16 protein-coding genes and 2 riboswitches are annotated in these 22448 nt (G+C 39.7%); all 16 genes read left to right on the top strand.

The features are described 5' to 3' along the window. The first annotated feature begins 26 nt into the window (after nt 1-26). The 16 genes from ACVIJU_RS17955 (at nt 27) to ACVIJU_RS17880 (ending at nt 22200) form a co-directional block, all read left to right on the top strand. Nucleotides 27-1439 carry a glycoside hydrolase family 1 protein gene (locus ACVIJU_RS17955; protein WP_144598069.1) on the top strand — a complete coding sequence of 471 codons (1413 nt, stop codon included), beginning with the start codon at nt 27-29 and terminating at the stop codon, nt 1437-1439. Between the two features lie 175 nt (nt 1440-1614). Continuing rightward, a complete protein-coding gene (locus ACVIJU_RS17950; RefSeq protein WP_456687842.1) occupies nt 1615-3552 on the top strand; it encodes a beta-glucoside-specific PTS transporter subunit IIABC in 1938 nt (645 codons plus the stop codon). A 351-nt stretch (nt 3553-3903) separates the two neighbouring features. Beyond that, a riboswitch (guanidine-I (ykkC/yxkD leader) is annotated at nt 3904-4034 on the top strand. A 140-nt stretch (nt 4035-4174) separates the two neighbouring features. Further along, nucleotides 4175-5200 carry an ABC transporter substrate-binding protein gene (locus ACVIJU_RS17945; RefSeq protein ID WP_339229664.1) on the top strand — a complete coding sequence of 342 codons (1026 nt, stop codon included), beginning with the start codon at nt 4175-4177 and terminating at the stop codon, nt 5198-5200. A 13-nt stretch (nt 5201-5213) separates the two neighbouring features. Next, the gene (locus ACVIJU_RS17940) at nt 5214-6032 is read left to right on the top strand and encodes an ABC transporter permease (protein WP_130156694.1); all 819 of its coding nucleotides are present in this window, start codon (nt 5214-5216) and stop codon (nt 6030-6032) included. Next, nucleotides 6033-6827, top strand: coding sequence for an ABC transporter ATP-binding protein (locus ACVIJU_RS17935; protein ID WP_186439255.1), 795 nt, complete (start codon nt 6033-6035; stop codon nt 6825-6827). A 34-nt stretch (nt 6828-6861) separates the two neighbouring features. After that, the gene (locus ACVIJU_RS17930; RefSeq protein WP_456687841.1) at nt 6862-8553 is read left to right on the top strand and encodes a methyl-accepting chemotaxis protein; all 1692 of its coding nucleotides are present in this window, start codon (nt 6862-6864) and stop codon (nt 8551-8553) included. A gap of 136 nt (nt 8554-8689) precedes the next feature. Further along, nucleotides 8690-8812: riboswitch (guanidine-I (ykkC/yxkD leader) on the top strand. Between the two features lie 62 nt (nt 8813-8874). Beyond that, nucleotides 8875-9588 (top strand): urea amidolyase associated protein UAAP1, encoded by a 714-nt coding sequence (locus tag ACVIJU_RS17925; protein ID WP_094245130.1) that lies wholly within the window; start codon nt 8875-8877, stop codon nt 9586-9588. Nucleotides 9589-9688: 100 nt separating this feature from the next. Continuing rightward, nucleotides 9689-10339: an urea amidolyase associated protein UAAP2 gene (locus ACVIJU_RS17920; protein WP_094245131.1), complete on the top strand. Its 651-nt coding sequence runs from the start codon at nt 9689-9691 to the stop codon at nt 10337-10339. Nucleotides 10340-10382: 43 nt separating this feature from the next. Continuing rightward, nucleotides 10383-14021 (top strand): urea carboxylase, encoded by a 3639-nt coding sequence (gene uca, locus ACVIJU_RS17915; RefSeq protein ID WP_456687840.1) that lies wholly within the window; start codon nt 10383-10385, stop codon nt 14019-14021. Then, nucleotides 14018-15790, top strand: a complete 1773-nt coding sequence (gene atzF, locus ACVIJU_RS17910) for an allophanate hydrolase (RefSeq protein ID WP_456687839.1) — start codon at nt 14018-14020, stop codon at nt 15788-15790. The genes uca and atzF overlap by 4 nt, the downstream gene beginning before the upstream one ends. 361 nt (nt 15791-16151) lie before the next feature. Next, a complete protein-coding gene (locus ACVIJU_RS17905) occupies nt 16152-17063 on the top strand; it encodes a S8 family serine peptidase (RefSeq protein WP_456687838.1) in 912 nt (303 codons plus the stop codon). An 11-nt stretch (nt 17064-17074) separates the two neighbouring features. Further along, nucleotides 17075-17983, top strand: coding sequence for an SAR2788 family putative toxin (locus ACVIJU_RS17900; protein ID WP_456687837.1), 909 nt, complete (start codon nt 17075-17077; stop codon nt 17981-17983). Then, nucleotides 17959-18477 (top strand): DUF7878 domain-containing protein, encoded by a 519-nt coding sequence (locus ACVIJU_RS17895; RefSeq protein WP_456687836.1) that lies wholly within the window; start codon nt 17959-17961, stop codon nt 18475-18477. The genes ACVIJU_RS17900 and ACVIJU_RS17895 overlap by 25 nt, the downstream gene beginning before the upstream one ends. Nucleotides 18478-18754: 277 nt before the next feature. Beyond that, nucleotides 18755-19273 (top strand): DUF7878 domain-containing protein, encoded by a 519-nt coding sequence (locus ACVIJU_RS17890; protein ID WP_456687835.1) that lies wholly within the window; start codon nt 18755-18757, stop codon nt 19271-19273. A 781-nt stretch (nt 19274-20054) separates the two neighbouring features. Next, on the top strand, nt 20055-20954 hold the full coding sequence (locus ACVIJU_RS17885; protein WP_327862558.1) for an ABC transporter ATP-binding protein: 900 nt from the start codon (nt 20055-20057) through the stop codon (nt 20952-20954). Further along, a complete protein-coding gene (locus ACVIJU_RS17880) occupies nt 20947-22200 on the top strand; it encodes an ABC transporter permease (RefSeq protein ID WP_456687834.1) in 1254 nt (417 codons plus the stop codon). The genes ACVIJU_RS17885 and ACVIJU_RS17880 overlap by 8 nt, the downstream gene beginning before the upstream one ends. Nucleotides 22201-22448: the final 248 nt, after the last annotated feature.

Here is a 22448-nt window from a genome sequence, read left to right as displayed (position 1 = left end):
TAAAAATGAAATGGGAGGTAGTAAGCATGAAACACGAGCGGCGCAAGCCTTTTCCAAACGATTTTTTTTGGGGAGGTTCCACATCAGCCTATCAAGTGGAAGGCGCATGGAATGAAGACGGAAAGGGACCTTCCGTTATCGATATGGCCAAATACCCCGAAGGCACAACTGATTTTAAAGTAGCCAGCGATCATTACCACCGTTACAAAGAAGATATTGCTCTGTTTGCTGAAATGGGCTTTAAAGCATATCGTTTTTCCATTGCCTGGACACGCATTTATCCTAATGGCGACGGAGAGGTAAATCGAAAAGGGATAGAGTTCTACGATCAACTTATCAATGAAATCAGAAAGCATGGAATTGAACCGATTGTGACGATTTATCATTTTGATTTGCCTTATGCATTACAGGAAAAAGGCGGCTGGTCCAATCGTGCAACGATTGATGCATATGAAAATTATTGCAAAACATTATTCGAGCATTTTGGCGATCGGGTAAAATATTGGCTGACGATTAATGAACAAAATATGATGATCCTTCATGGCGAAGCGATCGGGACCGTTGATCCGAACTTAAAAAATCCAAAAAAAGAATTGTATCAACAAAATCATCATATGTTTGTCGCTCAGGCGAAGGCAATGGCGTTATGCCATCAAATGCTGCCGGATGCAAAAATCGGACCGGCGCCGAATATTGTGACGATTTATCCGGCAAGCTCAAAACCTGAAGATGTTTTAGCTGCCAATAATTACGCAGCCATCCGCAATTGGCTGTATTTGGATATGGCTGTATATGGGCGCTATAACAATATTGCCTGGGCTTACTTGGAGGAAAAGGGATATACTCCAACAATTCTTGAAGGCGATATGGAAATTTTACAAAATGCCAAGCCGGATTTTATTGCTTTTAACTATTATACTTCGCAAACAGTAGCAGCAAGCGAAGGAAATGAAGAAGATGTGAACCAAACAGGAGATCAGCATATTACGGTTGGGGAACCGGGAGTTTATAAAGGAGCCTCCAATCCGCATTTAAAGAAAAATGAATTTGGCTGGGAAATTGATCCAGTCGGGTTTCGGACAACATTAAGAGAAATATATGACCGCTATCATTTGCCATTGATTGTTACGGAAAATGGATTAGGCGCCATCGATCAATTGGAAGAAGGCGATGTTATAAACGACACATACCGAATTGAATTTTTAAGAAACCATATCGAACAAATGCAATTAGCGATTAGTGACGGTGTTGAAGTGTTCGGTTTTTGTCCTTGGTCAGCTATTGATCTCGTCAGCACGCATCAAGGTATAAGCAAACGCTACGGTTTTATTTACGTTAACCGTGATGAATTTGATTTAAAAGATTTGCGCCGAATTCGAAAACAAAGCTTTTATTGGTATAAGCAAGTCATCTCATCGAATGGAGCCAATTTAGATTAGAAAGAGTAAATTCGACAATTGCATAATTTTTTCGGGAAGCTGTCAAAAATCAGGAAGGAATGTTACCATCCGGGCATAACCTGAACTGATTTGAACAACACAGTGCGTTTATTCGTGCGCGTTCAAATTGGTTCAGGTTTTTTATATATCAAATATATTTTTGGGAGGGTCAATCATGAAATATGAGCAATTGGCTAAAGACATTATCGAAAATGTCGGCGGTAAAGAAAACGTTATCAGTGTTGTTCACTGTATTACAAGATTGCGCTTTCAATTAAAGGACGAAGGGAAAGCGAACACAGAAGTGTTAAAAAACATGGACGGAGTCGTCACCGTTATGAAAAGCGGCGGACAATATCAAGTTGTCATCGGCAATCATGTGCCTGATGTATATAAGGCGGTCGTTGCTATTGGCGGGTTTGAAGCTGCAAAGCCTGTCGATACGGAAGCGGGAAAAAAGGATAAAAATTTATTCAACCGCTTTATTGACATTATTTCGGGAATTTTTGCACCAACTCTCGGCGTTCTAGCTGCAACAGGAATGATTAAAGGTTTTGCCGCTCTTTTCGCATCACTAGGCTGGATAACAGATAAATCAGGAACTTATCAAATTTTATATGCAATTGGCGATTCGTTATTTTACTTCTTCCCGATCTTTCTTGGTTATACGGCCAGCAAAAAATTCGGCGGCAACACATTCATCGGTATGGCGATCGGGGCGTCATTGGTTTATCCGACACTATCTAATCTTACTAGCGGAAAAGCGCTTTACACTTTGTTTTCAAGCACGATGTTTGAGTCGCCTATTTATATTACATTTCTTGGCATTCCGGTCATTTTAATGACGTATTCATCTTCCGTTATTCCGATTATTTTGGCTGCTTATTTTAGTGCGAAGGTGGAAAATTGGTTTAAGAAAGTTATTCCTGATGTCGTGAAAACATTTTTAGTTCCTTTTTTTACACTGATTATCATAGTTCCTTTAACATTTTTATTGATTGGGCCAATTGCAACTTGGGCAGGAAAGCTTCTAGGTCAACTAACAGTTGCCATCAATGATTTATCGCCAATTATCGCAGGGCTGCTTCTTGGCGGGTTCTGGCAAGTATTTGTGATTTTCGGTCTTCATTGGGGGCTTGTATCGATTGCCATCAACAATATGAGCACAATGGGAGCGGATCCTATTTTAGCGATGGCATTTGCTCCTTCTTTTGCACAAATAGGTGCTGTACTTGCCGTAATGGTGAAAACGAAACAGCAAAAATTGAAAACGCTTAGTGTTCCTGCATTTATTTCCGGAGTTTTCGGGGTTACAGAACCGGCGATTTATGGTGTTACGCTTCCGCTCAAAAAACCGTTTATTATCAGCTGTATTGCTGCGGCAATTGGCGGAGGACTCATAGGAGTATTTGATTCAAAAATGTATATGCTGGGAGGTCTCGGAATTTTTGGTATTCCATCCTTTATCAGTCCGACTGAAGGCATTACGTTTGGTTTGTGGGGCACTTTAATTGCCATTACCGTTGCCTTTATCCTTGGTTTTATCCTCACTTTCCTTTTTGGATTCAGTCAAAAATCGGCAGCAGAAGCAGAGCGGCAATCCCAACAAGCAACAGCTGAGGCTGACGCGGAAGAAGAATTATTAGGTAAAAAAGAAATTATTTTCAGCCCGTTTAACGGCGAAGTAAAGCCGTTATCAGACATCAAGGATGCAGCATTTTCATCCGGGGCCCTCGGCGCGGGCGTAGCCATTGAGCCTTCGGAAGGAAAATTAGTAGCGCCTGTATCCGGCACAGTAACGACTCTTTTTCCTACGAAACATGCAATTGGAATAACATCTGATCAAGGTGCGGAAATTTTGATTCATATTGGCATGAATACCGTTCAATTGGAAGGGAAATTTTTCACTGCTCATACAACTCAAGGCGCCCGTGTAGAGAAAGGACAGCTGCTCATTGAATTTGACATAAATGGAATTCAGTCGGCGGGCTTTGATTTGGCGACACCGGTTGTTATAACCAACACTAGTCACTACAAAGAAATAAATGAAACGAAAGAAAAACAAATCAAAATTGGCGAACCTTTATTGACGCTTATAAATGACTCGGAATGATTTTGCACAAGAAAAAAGCATCTGCTGATTAAGGGCAGATGCTTTTTTTAAGAAGATTTTGAACGTTTTGCAGCTTTTCATGCTGTTTTTTTGAAAAAATATAATTCTTTTATGTAAAAATAGTTTCCGTAATATGCGAATATTTCGAGAAATTATGTTAGAAAATATTACATATTTATTGCAGATATAGTCATATAAACTATAATTCTTAATAAATAAAAAAATCCCCCTAAAGAGTTTGTAGTGATCTCTCATTCTCTGTCAACCGGAAAAAGAAGGTGAAAAGCTGACATTTGCCAGCGTATCTTGGAATGATGAAAAGTGAATATCGTTCCCCGAAATAAGTGGGAAATCAAAGCTGTCTAGGGTTCCGTTGCTGGCAGGCTGTATCACCGCCGGTAAGTCTGGTCCGAGAGAGAGCGTATAGAAGCTGCGTTTGATTGCAACTTCTATATACACGGAAGGATAAAAGCCTGGGAGATCTATTCTCTCTGGCTTTTATTTTTTTAAAGCTGAAAATTTAAAAATCTGGGGAGGGGGATATAACAGAATTTCTTTAAGTACTATTTTGAAATACCTAAATTCAAAAAGAGATGAAAAATATAAAGCCGAGGTGAAAGACATGAAGAAAAAGAAGCTTCCACTACTTGTTCTTTCTATCATTTTTTGCTTGTTGTTGGCTGCTTGCGAAAGTAAATCTGCAAATGAAACTTCTGGCGGCAATAGCAGCAAAAAAGAACCGATTAAGATTGGTTTCAGCGCCTTGCCGAGCTGGTATTTATGGCATCTCGTAGAAAAAAAGGGTTTTTTCGAAAAACATGGAGTGGATGTCGAATTGGTTTGGTTTCCAGTATATGCTGATTCCCTTTCTGCATTAAATACGGGAGAAATTGATGGAAACAGCCAAGCTTTGCTTGATTCGATCTCCCCTTTAGAAAAAGGAATTGATTTAAAAGCGGTATTTATTACAGATAATTCACTTGGCGGCGATGGGCTTGTTGCTTCAAATGATATTCGCTCGGTTAAAGACTTAAAAGGGAAGAAAGTCGGTACGGAAATAGGAACGATTGAACACTTTTTTCTGCTCACGGCATTGCATGAAGCGGGATTAAAGGAGTCCGATGTGAAATTTACAAACTTATCTGTTCAAGATGCGGGAAATTCATTTATAGCTGGAAAATTGGATGCAGCCGGTTTGTGGGAGCCTTTTTTAAGCATGGCAGTGAATAAGGGAAAAGGACATAAGTTGGTGACATCCGCTGATTTTCCGGGCTTGATTTCCGACTTATTTGTTGTAAGAGGAGATGTTGCGAAAGAGAGAAAAGAGGACGTGCAAAAAATCGTAGCAGCATGGTTTGATGCGGTTGACTATCTTTCGCAAAATTACGATCAATCGATTCAACTAATAGCGGACGAGGCGGGAATTTCAAAAGAAGAGCTGGATGTAGGGATGAAAGGATTCAAGCTGTTTTCTCCTGAAGAAAGCTTGAACGCTTTTAAAGAGGGAGATAACTATCAATCTTTTTATTACACAGCTGAAAAAAATGCTGAATTTTTAAAAGAGTTAGGGTTTATTAAAGACATTCCTGATTTTAGCAGCTTCGTTGACACCTCATTTATAAAAGCGGAAATTGAACTGGCAAAGTAAGGAGGATTAATGGATGGAGCTTCAAAAAGGAAAAAGGCATCAATGGACATTATTCAAAATACGCGAGGATATTCCGAAAAAATGGTATTTTACTGGGGTATCAACTGCTTTTATCTTGTTATTGCTCATTTGGATTTTGCTGAGCAATTTAAAACTTGTGGATGAAGTATTTCTTCCGACTCCCGCAGCTGTTGTGGGCTCTTTCTTTGCTGCCCTTTCAAGTCCGGAGTATTGGGGAGAAATCGGGATTAGCGTCTACAGAGTTTTTATGGGGTTTTTACTGGCATGTCTGTTAGGGATTCCGCTCGGAATATTGGCTGGCACTTTTAAGCTTGCAGAATCGGTTATTTTGCCCGTCTCTGAGTTTATCAGGTATATGCCGGCAGCCGCTTTTATTCCACTTATTATGGTTTGGGCAGGAATTGGGGAAACAGCAAAAATTTTAGTGATTTTTATCGGAAGCTTTTTTCAGCTCGTTTTAATGGTGGCAGATGACACAAACCGGATTCATAAAGACCTACTTTATGCCTCCTATACTCTTGGAGCAAACCGCTGGCAAGTCATCTCAAAGGTTATCATCCCTGCAATGCTTCCGAAATTAATGACAACTATGCGGCTGATTATGGGATGGGCTTGGACGTATTTAGTTGTAGCAGAGCTGGTGGCGGCAAACAACGGTCTTGGATATTCGATTATGAAAGCGCAGCGTTTCATGGATACCGAGTCCATCTTTGTCGGAATCATTGTTATCGGGCTGTTGGGACTTATTATTGACAGATGCTTTGCCTACATTAATAAAAAATTATTTCCATGGGCGGAAGGAGGAAATTAAATGTTGAATGCTATCAAAGCTGAAAAAAATCTTCGTCAAGAGAAGATTGAAATAAACATTCAAAATTTGTCGAAAGTGTATAAAACGAATAATGGCTCCTTTCAAGCGCTGGAGAATGTTTCTTTGTACGTAAAAAATGAAGAATTTGTTTCCATTCTTGGACCGTCGGGATGCGGTAAGTCGACCATTTTGAGAATTTTGGCAGGTTTGGAGGAGCCGACATCAGGCAGTGTGCAAGTATCCGGTGAAGAAGTGAAAGGACCAAGTGCGAAACGAGGTATGGTCTTTCAGTCTTATACGTTGTTTCCTTGGTTGACAGTAAGAGAAAACATAGAGTTTGGCCTCAAGCTAAAAGGAATGAAACAAAAAGAGCGTAAAGAAATTTCCGATCGATATTTAGAGCTGGTAGGACTGGAAAGATTTGCGGATTCCTACGGCAAAGAATTGTCCGGCGGCATGAAACAACGTGTGGCTATTGCAAGATCGTTGGCCAATAATCCGGAAGTGTTATTAATGGATGAACCTTTTGGAGCGCTTGATGCACAAACAAAGCAATCCATGCAGCAATTATTGTTGGATATTTGGAAGAAGGAAAAAACAACCATTGTGTTTATAACGCACGACATCGATGAAGCCTTATTCTTATCCCAGCGAATATATGTCATGGAAGCAAGACCGGGGAGAATTCTCGAAGAGATTGATGCGGATTTGCAATTATTTCAAGATGGGGAGCTTGTGGATGTAGAGAAATTTATGAACGTAAAAAAACATATCATTTCTTTATTAAAGCATTAGTAAAAAAAATACAGAAGGATCGGAAGGGCTGTTGATGATGAAGATACGAAACAAACTGCTCCTTAGCTTTGGAACCGTTTTGCTAATTGTCCTGCTCGCCTTTCTTATTGTTTACTCTACTTTGCAGGACGTTTCCAAATCCTATTTTAATTTAGCAAATACCGATATGAAAAAATTGCAGCTTGCCCACCAGATTCAATTTGAAGACCTTGCGTTAACAGATGCGGTCAGAGGGGTGATTATCGAACCGGATAATACGGCCGAAAGGGAAAAGTACAATCAGTTTGCAAAGCAAATTGATCAACATATTAAAGAAGTGACTCCGATGCTGGATGATTCCAGGACGAAAAAAATTTTCCACGATCTAAATATAAATAATCAAAAATTAGTTGAATTAGAAACGCAGATGATGGAATTGGCCGGGGAAGACCGCCAAAAAACGCTTGCTATTTTTCATGGTGAATATGCGGATATTCGCGCTATTTTTAGTTCCAAACTGGAAGAATTCAAACAAATTGAGACAGAACGGATAACCAAGAAAATTGCGGAAGATGAAAAATTAATAAGAAAAAAAATCATGGCGGGTGCAGCGGTATTTATCACAGCACTGTTTGCAGGAATTTTAATTGCAATATTTATTTCTAAAAGAACCACCCGGCCATTGGGGCAAATGGCAAATAAATTAGAGGAATTGGCGAGAAATAAAGGAGATTTAACAGCTAGAATCCATATCACGAATAAAGATGAAATTGGAAAGCTGGCGACGGCATTTAATAGAATGCTGGAGAACCTGCAAAAAATGATGCTAAAAATAAAGGAAACGACAGATGAAGTTTCCGCTTCAGCACTCGAGCTTTCTGAAGGTACTAAAAACTTTGCGGAAAGTACAGAACAGATCACGATGGCAGTTCAAGACATTGCTTCCGGAGCCGGTGATCAAGGGGACATGGCGGATGAAAGCTCACATGCGGTGAATAATATTGCCAATGAAGTTCAAAAAATTGCATCGTCATCTTCTTTCGCAGCAGAATCGGCCTTGACCACATCGAAAATCGCAGAAGAAGGAAACAAATCAATTGTCAAAGCAGTCAAGCAGATGGAATTTTTACAAAAATCCGTTGATGAAGCGTTTATTAAGATTGAGGAACTTGGCAAGCTTACCGACGAGATAAAAAAAATATCAGATGTCATGGCAAATATAGCGGAGCAGACGAATTTATTGGCTCTAAATGCTGCCATTGAGGCGGCGCGTGCAGGGGAACAAGGCAAGGGTTTTACTGTTGTAGCAACGGAAGTTCGAAACTTGGCGGAAGAGTCAAAACAATCTGCGATTCAAATAAATGAAATGATACAGCATGTCCTCTCCATTGCTGCTGCTGCCGTGGAGAATATCGATAAAGGAAGAAGCGATCTAAAAGAGGGTAAAAGGGTTGTTGATGATGCTGGGCGTGCTTTCCATAAAATTTTAACATCAGTTGAAAAAGTAACATGTCAAATACAAGAGGTTTCCTCATCTGTCCAGCAAATGTCAACAGGAGCTGATCAAGTTGCTGTTTCTATCGGACAATTGGCTGACATCGCCAAAAAGTCATCAGCTCATTCACAAAATGTGGCAGCCTCAACGGAAGAACAACTGGCTGCAATTGAAGAATTTACAGCAACGGCAGAAAATCTCTCAAATGTAGCAAAAAAACTGAGAAACATGATCGGGGAATTTAATGTTTAACATTGTTTTTATCTATTTCCAGCATTCATTGTAAGTTTCATGTTATATTATCTAACAAAATCATTGAACAATGCTGCACTCCTTTCTATATTAATCTTAAATAAAAATTTCATAAAGGTTCCTGATCGATAGGAACAAAAAAGCTGTCTAGGGTTCCGCTGCTGCTTAAGTTTGCAGCAGGTCTGGTCCGAGAGAGAGCGTATAGAAAGCATCAAAAGATGTCTTTCTATAAACACGGAAGGATAAAAGCCTGGGAGATTTCCCTAGGCTTTTATTTTTTTACAACGATCATTAAGAAAAGTCTCAAGGGAGGTATTTTGGATGACTAAAATTTTCAGCAAAACGATCGTACCTGGAGGAAAATGGTCAGGAAAAATCGGAAAAGGAAAGCTTATTCGTTTTACAGCCTTGGAGTCTGGAGCCAATCTTTCACTTATGATGTATCATGTACATGATCTTTCAGAGCGGTATAACATGCCGGATACATTAAAAGCCCAGCACACATTTCACTTGACAAAGGGAAACGTATTGATGAGCGATAACGGCCGAGTATTGGCCAGCATCACTAGCGACAGCCTTGGCTGGCACGACACTGTTTCAGGCTATACCACAAGGGAAGGAACAGATGAGAAATATGGAAAAACAAGCTATCAAGAATTAAGAAATGACTGGCTCAGAAGCGGAGAAGAGAACTTTGCCATGGAACTTGTAAGAAACGGGCTCAGCCTGCGCGACATGGCTCCTGTCGTCAATCTGTTTTCAAAAGTGAAAACCGACGACAAAGGCAACCTTACCTATTGTTTGGATCATTGCAAAAAAAATGACACAGTAACATTAAGAACAGAAATGGATATTTTGCTGATTGTATCTAATACACCAAATCCGCTTGATCCAAGAACCAACTATCCGTCCGTTCCGGTGGCAATGGAAATGCTTCCGGCAGAGCCTGTCGATTTGAACGATTATTGTGTAAATTATCGTCCTGAAAACCGCCGGGCATTTGAAAATACTTGGGAATATTATGCGCTTTTATAGCATTGGGCAGGAAATTGTTTGAGTACCCAGGCTGATGCCTTTAAAGATCAACATTATAGAAAATACCGATTTAAAAATACGATATGGGGAGGAAAGGAACATGGAAAATATTAAAAAAGTAGAAAGTCCTCGAAAAGAAGAAAATGCAATCTATAACAAAATCATCCCTGCCGGGGAAGGCTGGATGCATGAACTAAAGCCAGGGCAAGTTCTAAGAATTGTCGACTTGGAAGGAAACCAAGCAGTAGATACATTGTTTTACGATGCAGATAATCCGGAGGATCATTACAGTGTAACAGCCACCATTACAGGACAGAAAAATATTTACTTAACAACAGGTTCGGTGCTTCGTTCTGAATCAGGAAATGAATTGCTGAAGATTGTAGCGGATACATGCGGGCGGCACGATACATTAGGCGGTGCTTGCTCAGCACAAAGCAATACCGTCCGATATGCACATGATAAATTACATATGCACAATTGCCGCGACACGTTTATGCTGCAGTTGTCGAAATATGGGGAGCGTTTTACAAAAAGGGATCTGGCTCCAAATATTAACTTCTTCATGAATGTTCCGGTTACAGAAGATGGTCATTTAGAATTTGCTGATGGAATCTCTTATGCCGGAAGTTATGTGGAATTATTATCCCTTCGGCGGACATTGGTGCTGATCAGCAACTGCCCGCAATTAAACAATCCTTGCAATGCTTACAATCCAACAAAAATACAAGTGCTGATTTGGGATAAATAAACAGAATCAACTAGGATACGGATGCGTCAGGGGGGAGTACAAAATGTTTAAAAAAATTCTGATTGCCAATCGCGGGGCAATAGCCGTCCGGATTGAACGGACGCTTCGCAAGCTTGGAATTCTATCGGTTGCTATATATACAAAGGCGGATCAAGACAGTTTACATGTAGACGAAGCAGATGAAGCTATTTTAATAGGAGAAGGCCCGGTCAAAGACAGCTATTTGAATGGAAATTTAATCATAAAAGCTGCCATTGAGTCAGGAGCCGATGCCATTCATCCCGGATATGGATTTTTAAGTGAAAACGCAGATTTTGCCCGCTTGTGCGAACAAAATGGAATTACGTTTATCGGACCTTCACCTGAACAGATGGAGATATTCGGATTAAAGCATTCTGCCAGAGAAATTGCAAAAAAAGCCAATGTTCCTTTATTGCCGGGAACGGACCTCATCACCGATTTGGATGAGGCGGTAAAACAAGCTGAACATATTGGTTATCCAATTATTTTAAAAAGCACGGCAGGAGGCGGAGGCATCGGAATGCGCGTTTGCGAAAATGAACAGCATTTGCGCTCGGCATTTGAGGCGGTACGTCGTCTTGCTGAAACAAATTTTAAAAATAAAGGCGTTTTCCTGGAGAAATATATCGCTAGAGCACGCCATATAGAAGTTCAAATTTTTGGAAATCGATTTGGTGAAGTGGTAGCTTTAGGCGAACGAGACTGCTCTATTCAGCGCCGCAATCAAAAAGTTGTGGAAGAAAGTCCGGCCCCTCTTTTGTCCCAGGAAGTCAGAAAAGAAATGTTCGCAGCCGCCATCCGATTGGCGGAAGAAGTTGGATACCGGAGTGCAGGCACCGTTGAGTTTTTATATGATCCTGAAACAAGCTCCTTTTACTTTCTTGAAGTGAATACAAGACTTCAAGTGGAGCATGGTGTAACAGAAGAGGTCTTTGGCATCGATCTTGTTGAATGGATGATACGTGAAGCAGCAGATGATCTGCATGAATTGCATTCCTTAGTTAAAGAGCCGAAAGGGCATAGCATTCAAGCGCGTATTTATGCGGAAGATTGTTTGCATGAGTTTCGGCCGAGCGCCGGACAGATTGATGAGGCAAAATTTCCTAAAACAGCTCGAACGGAAACGTGGGTAAGAAACGGAATCACGGTTACGACTCTTTATGATCCAATGCTGGCGAAAGTGATTGTTCGTGGAAAAAACAGGGAAGAGGCGATCGGAAAACTCATACAAGCGCTAAACGAAACGAAATTGTACGGTATTACAACAAATCTCCACTACTTGAAAGCTTTATTGAAGGAAAAGGATTTTATAAAAGGAAATGTATACACCCGTTTATTAAACCATTTTCAACCTAGAGAACATGCACTGGAAGTATTGGACGGAGGAATTCAAACAACTGTTCAGGATTGGCCCGGACGCATTAAATATTGGAGCGTAGGTGTGCCGCCTTCCGGTCCGATGGACCAGCTCTCGTTCCGGATTGGAAATAAACTTCTCGGGAACAGAGAAGGCGCCCCTGGTCTTGAAATGACATTGCGCGGGGGATCTTATCGTTTTCGAGATGATATATGGTTTTGTATCACAGGTGCCGATATGCAGGCTAAGCTTGACGATCAGCCCGTGCCGATGTATGAACCTGTTTTGGCAAAAAAGAACCAAGTATTATCATTTGGAGAAGCGAAAAGGGGAATGCGGACTTATTTATTAGTAGCAGGAGGTTTTGACATGCCTGAAGTTTTAGGAAGCTCCTCCACATTTACGCTCGGCGGATTCGGCGGCCATGGCGGACGCGCTTTGCGCACTGGCGATGTGCTTTTGGTCAACCGGGGGGCTGTTGTCAAAAAAACGAAGGGGCTTCCAGCTGAATATAGACCGATCATGACGAATAAATGGACGATAGGCGTCATTCCGGGCCCTCATTGTACAAGCGAATTTTTGCAGCCGGATTATTTGCAGCAATTAACTGAAACAGAATGGGAAGTGCATTTTAACAGTTCGCGCACAGGCATCCGGTTAATGGGCCCAGCGCCGAAATGGGCAAGAGAAGACGGCGGAGATGCAGGTTTGCATCCATCAAATATTCATGATAACGCTTATGCAGTGGGAACGCTTGATCTAACAGGCGATATGCCGATTTTACTGGGACCTGATGGACCTAGTTTAGGAGGATTTGTCTGCCCAGTTACGACGGCTTCAGCTGAGTTTTGGAAAATTGGGCAATTGCATCCGGGCGATATCGTCAAGTTTCATTTGTTGTCATTGGAAGAAGCGGAGGAACTTCGAAAAAAACAAGAAATGTTTATGCAAAAAATTGAAAATGGCAGTTTGTACGGATTTCAACCTTCTCAACTTCCTGCCATTAATCCAAAAATTACAGCCGACGATTCAATTTTGGCTCAAGAACAAACATCTCGAAACATTCCAATTACGATTCGTTCAAGCGGCGACGAAAATTTGCTGATTGAGTACGGTTCAATGGATTTAGACCTGCTGTATCGGTTTCAAGTACATGCTTTAATGCAAGCGATACAACAAAAAGGCAACATCCCTTTCCTTGATTTAACGCCGGGCATTCGGTCTTTGCAAGTGCACATTGACCCATCGAAAATGTCCGTTCGCGAGGCTTGTCAAAAAATTTTAGAAATTGATCGCGAGCTTCCGCCGCTGGAATCGATAAAAGTCCCTTCACGTATTGTTCGGCTGCCTCTTTCCTGGGATGATCCGGCTACTCAATTGGCCATTGAACGCTACCAGAAAAACGTCCGTTCCGATGCTCCGTGGTGTCCGAGTAATTTGGAATTCATCAGGCGCATAAATGGCTTAAAAAGCATTGATGATGTAAAGAAAATTGTATTTGATGCAAAATATCTTGTTTTAGGATTAGGTGACGTCTATCTTGGCGCTCCAGTAGCCATCCCAATTGATCCTCGGCACCGTTTAGTCACAACAAAATATAACCCTGCCCGGACTTGGACGCCTGAAAATGCGGTAGGAATTGGCGGTTCGTATTTATGTATATATGGAATGGAAGGTCCTGGAGGCTATCAATTTGTCGGCCGGACGATTCAAATGTGGAATAAATTCCGGACAACGAAGAGTTTTGAACAAGGAAAACCTTGGCTATTGCGGTTTTTCGATCAAATTCAGTTTTACCCAGTAGATGCGGAACAGTTGCTGCAATTGCGGGAAGATTTTCTTAGAGGAAGGTTTGAAGTGGAAATAACAGAAACAGCGTTTGATCTTGGCGAATATTTAAAATTCTTGGATTCGATCAAAGATAGTGCCGAAACTTTCCGCATGCGGCAGCAGGAAGCTTTTCAAGCAGAGCGAGAACGGTGGAAGCAGCTAGGATTGGCGGAATATATATCAGAGCATGAACCAATGAAAGAAGGGCAAGAGGAAAATATCCCTCCAGGTGCTGAGGTTGTTCGTTCTTCCATGCCTGGAAGTGTATGGAAAGTTCTTGTGTCTCCTGGACAGCAAGTTAAGAAAGGCGATGTTCTGATGATTGAAGAAAGCATGAAAATGGAGTTTCCGCAGCTGGCCCCGTGCGATGGACAAATAGTAAATGTTTACGTGAAACCAGGGGACGAGGTGCAATCAGGACAATTGATTGTCAGCATTTTAAAGCAGAAAGAACGAGAGGAGGTTCTCAAATGAAATCGGTCAAACATTTTCCTCAACCTTTGACGATTGCGCGGTTGAGAGAGATGTACCTTAACAATGAATTGACTCCCGAAGAAGTAGTCGTTGAAATCATTCATCGAGTTAAACAAGATGAGGATATGAATATATGGATTACCCCTCCGGCAATGGAAAGAATTCAGCCTTATCTAGACAGGCTTGCTTCACTGGATCGGAAAAGCTTGCCATTATGGGGAATTCCATTTGCTATTAAAGACAACATTGATTTAGCCGGGGTTCCGACAACTGCAGCTTGCCCCCAATATGCTTATATACCAGAAAAAAGCGCAACAGTGGTTGAGCGGTTAATCGCAGCAGGTGCGATCCCATTAGGAAAAACAAATTTAGATCAGTTTGCCACTGGGCTTGTCGGTACAAGAAGTCCTTATGGAGAAACGAAAAATGCCTTAAAAGAAGAACTGATCAGCGGGGGATCAAGCTCTGGATCTGCGGTGGCCGTTGCACGAGGCCATGCAGCGTTTGCACTCGGAACGGACACTGCTGGGTCCGGACGAGTGCCGGCAGCCTTAAATCGCTTAGTCGGATTTAAGCCGAGCAGGGGAGCCTGGCCGACCGCTGGAGTAGTTCCGGCTTGCGCAAGCCTTGATTGTGTGACAGTTTTTGCGCACAATTTGCAGGATGCATTGGAAGTTGATCGAATTGTGCGCGGCGAGGATGAAACAGATCCTTGGTCACGCTATTTCCCGAACGTATCGCCGAAAAGTCCGAGCAAAATTTGTTTGCCGAAACAACCGCTTTCGTTTTTTGGCCCATTTCGTGAAGGATATAGGAATGCATGGATGAAAACGATGAAAAGATTGGAACGTTTGCGTCTTCCGATTGAGTATATCGATTATGATTTGTTTTCCGAAGCGGCGTCTCTTCTTTATGAAGGTCCTTGGGTGGCGGAAAGATGGGCGGATTTAGGAGATTTTGTGAAAGCAAATACAGAAGATGTGTTTTCCGTTACGGAAAAAGTCCTTTCTTCCGGAGCTTCTCCTGATCATACGGCAGCATCAGCTTTTCAAGCGATGCACAGGATCCAATCAATCAAGCATAAAGTGAAAAAATTGTTAAAAGATGCAGTATTAGTTTTGCCTACTTGTGGCGGTACTTGGACGCGCGAACAAGTTAGGCTCGATCCGATTCGCACAAATAACGAAATGGGAAAATACACCAACCACTGTAATCTTTTGGATCTGTCGGCAATCGCCATTCCGGCAGAGGATGCGGAAGCAAATGTTCCTTTTGGCATGACGATGTTTTCGCTGGCAGAACAGGAAGGATTGATATTCGGACTTGCTTCTCAATTTTTAGGAGAGATTCCAACAGAAAATTTTCAACCGCAAAAAAATACGACTTTTGTTGCCGTCTGCGGTTTGCATATGAGAGGGTTTCCGCTCGAAAATGAAATGCATCAATTCGGCGGCAAATTCGTATGTGAAGCAACAACTGCTCCTAATTACCGGCTGTATAAGCTGCCTACGGATCCTGCCAAACCTGGGCTTATCAAAACAAACCACAATGGCGCCTCCATTCAATTGGAGATATGGGAAATGCCATTAGCTTCATTTGGTGCTTTTACAGCATCTATTCCAGAACCTTTAAGTATAGGAACAGTAGAACTGATTAACGGAAACAAAGTGCCGGGCTTTCTTTGTGAAGCGTATATAGCCAATCAAGCGGAGGATATTACAGCTTTTGGAGGATGGCGTTCCTATTGCCTGAAAGAACTCAATTCATAATACAAAAGCCGTCAAACATGTTGGCGGCTTTTTCACGTTCAAGCGCAAAATTCTAATTTTAAGAGATTGACAGGATGGAGTGACTGAACTATTTAGATAAAATCGACGTGTACGTACAGTGTATTAGGAGACAGAAAGTTAGCTGCATGCTTCTGTTCTGTTTATTTTTTAAACCGTAAAATACGACTTTTGCCTCTGCTGGTTACTTGAATATTGAAAATACCAATGTATCAATTCATTTCCAAATTGCTTAAAAAAATAGTATTTCCTCTTATTTAGATTCAATACATAAAATTTTAAAATATTGTATTTAAATTACAATTTTGGTAAAATTACTATATATAGTAAAAATAACTAGGAGGTGTGGGAATTTATAAAAATTAAGAAAACTATTTTTTTTATAATATTCTTCATCTTCTTAGCTTCATGCAATCATCAATTATCCTATGATCAAAAAATTGATTGTAATCAGAATTGGGCTCTATGCTCCATACAGAAGGAATATGCTGATCCTAACTCTTTAACAGACACACCTATAAAAATTGCCATTATTGATAGTGGAATTGATGAAGAAAAGGCTCGTGTCAAAGTATCAAAAAGGTTCAACGAGAAAAATAATCAAATAGATTCATACGGACATGGTACAGCGGTTGCTAGTATCATTGCGGCTCAGTCTAATCAAAAAGATCATGTAGAAGGAGTTATTAAAAATATTGAAATTTACGATGTCAATGTACTGGATGCTAATGGGAACGGAGATATTGACGATATTACGGAAGGCATTGAATGGTGCGTTAACCAAAATGTAGACATTATCAATATGAGTTTTGGGATTCAAAAAGATGATGCAAGATTACGTGCTGCAGTAGAAAAGGCCATTAACCATAATATTATCATAGTTGCTGCAGCTGGGAATACACTTGGTTTATATACTGAATACCCTGCAAAATATGAAAGTGTTTTGTCTATTTCAGCAATCGATAAAAATATGAAAATTTATAAATACGCGGCGAAAGGAAAAATTGATTTTGTTGCTCCAGGTGTAGATATTGTTGCTATAAAGACTGGAAAGCTATCACATCAAAAAGAATTAAGTGGTACCTCTTTTGCAACGGCATATGCCACAGGCATTATTGCGAGCCTCTTAAACAATAAAGAAATTCATAAGGAAACAGTCCATAAAGATTTATTGGAATATTCGAAAGATTTGGGTGAAAGTGGCTGTGATGATTTATATGGATGTGGATTATTAACATTAAATCATCGAAAATAAGGAGGAAAAGTATGAAAAAACTGATATTAAAGTTACTTATAGTAACTTTATCGATATCGGCAATATTACCGGGATTTGCTAGTGCTGAATCTAATGAAAATATACCTGTAAGTGACACAAATACTGTATTAGTTGAAGACAATACTGGTGTTGAGTATGAAGTAGATGTTGAGGAAGAACTTGGATTAGATTTAGCAGAAGATATTGAAATGACAGCAACAGAAATCTCTGACGAGGAAGTGGTTGTTTCTACAGAAGTAGAAAATGAAGATACATCCATTGATACCGAATTGTTTGTGAATAGTGAATCTGGTGAAATAACGCTTTCAGGTCATATAGAGTTAGAGAATGGAGAAATCATTACTCAACATTTTGATGTAGTGTTGCAAGAAATTGACGGCACCGATTTTATTGCAACACTCATTGATCAAGATACTGGAGAATCTTACCAGATCAATACCATTGATGCTCAAGCTTCGGTTCTGCCGGCGGTTATAATCGGAGTAGTTGCAAAACATGGAATCAAGTATGCCATAAAAAAATTTGGAAAAAAACTTATCGTTAAGTCGATAAAAAGCTCTAAAGCCGTTCTTAACACATTTGCAAAGGCAGCCGTTAAAGCAGCAAAAAGTAAAGTTTCTAGTTTTCGGGTAAAAGATAAGCATTTGAAAAGCACTGGAGGAACCTATGCTAAATTCAATACTACCAGTAAAAGCCAAGTAAATAATTGGGTTAAAGAAGGATTAAATTCTAAGAACGCATCGTATTCTTTAAATCCAGAGGTAGAAACAAAAAATGCGGATTTGTCATTTGTAGTTATAGCCAACCTTGGTAAAGTAATAGGTACAAAAGGTCAGAAAAAAATTAAAATAGTAGTAGGGTGGAATGGTAAAATATGGACAGCATATCCAATCAATTAGAGTTTGTCTATCACTTTACAACCGATGAATCTTACATTCCTAAAAAGTGGAAAAAGGATTCCGCTATCGTACTTAGAGTTGATGGAGATTTTGAAATTAAGGTAGATGGAAGATCATATTGTCAAGAATATGTTGCTTTATTAGAATTCTATCTATACTTACACAGATGGCTTGCCATTATCGAGAGTAAAAAATATATCATCCCTGAATTCCATTATTATTCTCTTGAATGGCATGAGGATGAGCCGTTAATTTCAATCATCCCTTTTGACAATAACGATAAGGCTCGACTCACATCTATTTGGAGAAAGGAACCGTTTGATCCTGTATTTAAGATGGATTATATAGTGAACCAATTGACAGATTTACGCGATCAATTAAAAAAAGATATCGAGGCACATTATAACATTTCAGTAGAACCGTTTATTGATAAATTTCCGATAAAAGCTTTAGCAGTTGTAGACAAAAAAAAGGGTAAGACGAAATGGCTTTAGTCATTGAACGTTACCTGTTAAAGACTATGTCAATGTTTGTAGTTGATAACATTCTTGGGGCTGCCTATTATTTTTGAAGCCCCATTTATTTTTTCAAAAAGTGTCCGAATTATGCTAATTCAACACTACTGATAAAAGCCAAGTACGCAATCGAATGAAAAGGATTCAATTCTATAAATCCAGAGGTAGAAACAAAGAATGCTGATTTATCATTGTAGTGATAACCACTCGGTAAAACATAGGTACAAAAGAGTAATAGGGGATGGGATGGTGAAATATGGACAGCATATCCAATCAATTAGAGTTTGTCTATCAATTTACAACTGATGAATCTTACATTCCTAAAAAGTTGAAAAAAAATGCTGCCATTGTGCTTAGAGTTAGTGGAGATTTTGACATAAAAGTAGATGGAATCTCCTATTTCCGAGATGATATCGCATTGTTGGAGTTTTATTTATACCTAGAGAGATGGCTCGCCATTATCGAAAGTGGCAAATATGATATCCCGGAATTTCATTATTATACTCTTGAAATTGACGAAGATGAACCGTTGATTTCAATCATTCCTTTTGACAATAACGATAAGGCTCGACTCACTTCTATTTGGAGAAAGGAACCGTTTGATCCTGTATTTAAGATGGATTATATAGTGAACCAATTGACAGAATTACGCGATCAATTAAAAAAAGATATCGAGGCACATTATAACATTTCAGTAGAACCGTTTATTGATAAATTTCCCATTAGAGCTTTAGCTGTCGTCGATAAAAAGAGAGGCAAGACGAAATGGTTTTAGTATTTTGTAAAAAATTAGGAATACAAATCTTTTAGAGTATAGGAACAGTAAAACTGATCAACGGAAACAAAGTGTCGGGCTTTCTTTTGGAAGGCGTATATCGCCAATCGATTCGAGGATATTACAGATTTTGGAGGATGGCGTTCCTATTGCCGAAAAGAAGCCGAATCATAATGGCAAAAGTGGCTGTCAAATTAGTCGATTTTTTCGGCTTATAGGTGCCCTTTCGATATTCAATGTTTATGTTTTTCGTTTCCAAAAGATTTTGGCTTCTGGACAACTTCTTTTCCTATGTTTCGTATCTTGTTTATGTCCTTCGGGAATCTTATGAAGGACTTTTTCTATGCGTGCTATTTTCATTCTGTCCTTCAAAAGTTATGACGGACATTCAGTATATGCAATTTCCTTTTTTTGGATTCCATCACCTCCATAAAGGACGTTTATAAATTTTATTAGATTATTTTTGTCCTTCACAGTGGCATTTCTTCAAAATCCATCCTCAGTTCGGATTCTAAAATCAAATCAGTGAACCTTTAAAAAAAGGTTTCTGCCTTTTTGTTCATCTCAACATTTATTAAATGGAGAGGTGCTTCCAAAAGTTTGAACAACTTTTGTGAAGCATCCTCCTGTTTTAATTATGTGGTATAAATATTTTTAACATAGTTTTCATATCATCATTGTCACTAACGATGTTTGACTTGTGATTTAGACAGAATTTTAAAACGATTACTGAACTTTTTTCTTGTTTGATCCGTATTAAAAGATGAGAGGAGGAAAATACATGACGTTGAAGCTAGAGCAAGTGACGAAAAAATTTGGCGATTTCACCGCTGTGGATAAGCTGTCTTTATCCATTCCGGAAAAAGAAATGTTTGGTTTTTTAGGGGCAAACGGTGCCGGAAAAACGACAACATTTCGCATGATTTTAGGGCTGCTGGCACCAACTGAAGGAACCATTACATGGAATGGAGAAAAAATTGATTATAGCACGAGCCCGTATATCGGATATTTGCCCGAAGAGCGGGGATTGTACCCGAAATTAAAGGTAAAGGATCAGATTGTCTATTTAGCCAGATTAAGAGGGATGAACAAAAAAGATGCGCTGAAGGAGCTGGCAAATTGGCTCGAACGGTTTAAAGTGCCAGAGTACGCTGAAAAAAAAGTCGAAGAGCTGTCGAAAGGAAACCAGCAAAAAATTCAATTTATTGCTGCTGTCATACATAAACCGAAGCTGCTCATCTTGGATGAACCGTTTAGCGGATTGGATCCGGTCAATGTTGAGCAATTGAAAGAGGCTGTCATTGATTTGAAAAATGCCGGTACATCCATTGTGTTTTCCAGCCATCGGATGGAGCACGTCGAGGAATTATGTGAACATTTATGCATATTACATAGGGGAAGCCCTGTAGTTCATGGGTCGCTCAAAGAAATTAAACGTTCCTTTGGCAAAAAAAATCTCGTGATTCATGCGGATTTTGATCTCAATTTCTTGAAGAATTTCCCAGGTGTCGTAAAAGCCAAGACAACAGTTGAAGGGATTCAATTGCAAATTGAAAGAGAAGAGACCGCACAACAATTGTTACAGGAGATTGTCGATAAAGGATTTATTCGCAAATTCCAAATAGAAGAGCCTTCATTACATGATATTTTTATAGAGAAAGTGGGTGCGGCCTATGCATAACTTTTGGACTGTTTTGTTCCACACTTATTTTACCAAACTAAGATCGAAGCAATTTATCATTTCCACGGTTATTACATTGCTTATTATTCTAGTTTTGGGAAACATATCAAAAATTATTGATTTTTTTAATTCTGGTGAAAATAAAGAACGCCTTGCAGTCATTGATCAATCAAATTCTTTATTTGAACCGTTTAAAAAGCAATTGAAAGAAGTTAATCCGGACATTCAATTGCAAAAAACTAATGCTTCCGAAGAAGAGCTGAAAAAGAATGTATTAAATGATGAGATCAAAGGGTATCTCGTTTTATCTTTAAATGATGAAAACCGGCCGATGGCGGTATATAAAGCAGCGTCTCTTGCAGACTCAACCGTTCCAAACGATTTGCAATATGCCCTCCAACAAGTGAGCATGGTATGGACAGCAGGTCAATTGAAATTAACGCAAGAGGAACTGATGAAGCTGAATGCGCCAGTATCTTTTGAAATGGAAGCGTTGAATGCCAACGCAAAAACGGTGGAAGAATTGAATCAAGCGAGAGGTCTCGTATATGTACTTTTATTTGTAATATATTTTGCAGTGATCATGTATGCAAATATGATTGCGATGGAGGTAGCAGTAGAAAAATCTTCTAGAGTGATGGAAATTTTAATTTCCAGTGTTCCTCCTATTACACAAATGTTTGCGAAAATTTTAGGTGTTGCTCTATTGAGTTTAACGCAGCTTGCCTTATGGCTTATTGTCGGCTACGTTTCCATTAAACAGAATTTAGAATCGATGGATGGAGGATTTTTCTCTTTCTTTGGATTCCAAAACACGTCGTTGTCGACCATTCTATATGCAGTCATTTTCTTTATTTTAGGCTATTTATTATATGCGACGATGGCTGCCTTTCTAGGCTCGCTGGTCAGTCGTATAGAAGATGTTCAGCAGTTGATCACTCCGATGATTTTAACGGTTGTGGCGGGCTTTATGCTAGCGATATTTGGTTTGAGCAATCCGGAAGCTTCCTATGTTACGATCACATCATACATTCCGCCGTTTACCCCGATGCTGATGTTTTTGCGGGTTGGAATGCTGGATCTTCCAATTTGGGAGCCGCTTTTAGGAATCGGTTTATTAATAGCATCCATTGCTATATTAGCTGTCTTCGGGGCAAGAGTTTACAAAGGCGGCGTATTGATGTACGGAAAATCCAATGCGCTTAAAGATATTAAAAAAGCTTTGCAGCTATCGAAAAATAAATAAAGAAGACATTACGCAAAATGGTTTTCTTTTGATTTTGAGCAGATAATAATAAACGTAGCAAGCAGCCCGATTCCTATATACTAGGAGTTTGGCTGCTTAATTTTTTGGAAGCTTTGATAATGATGAAAATGAGTCAATTTCTGCGCAGTATTTTTTCTCAACTACCGAAGTTGGGGGATCTCCCTTTTGCATTTTCGATTATTCCTGCAAATATTCGCTTCTTGACGATGTGATTTTTAATAGTAAAG

The organism is Aeribacillus sp. SP014 (assembly GCF_054055575.1).
This window is presented reverse-complemented; position numbering and strand designations above follow the sequence as displayed.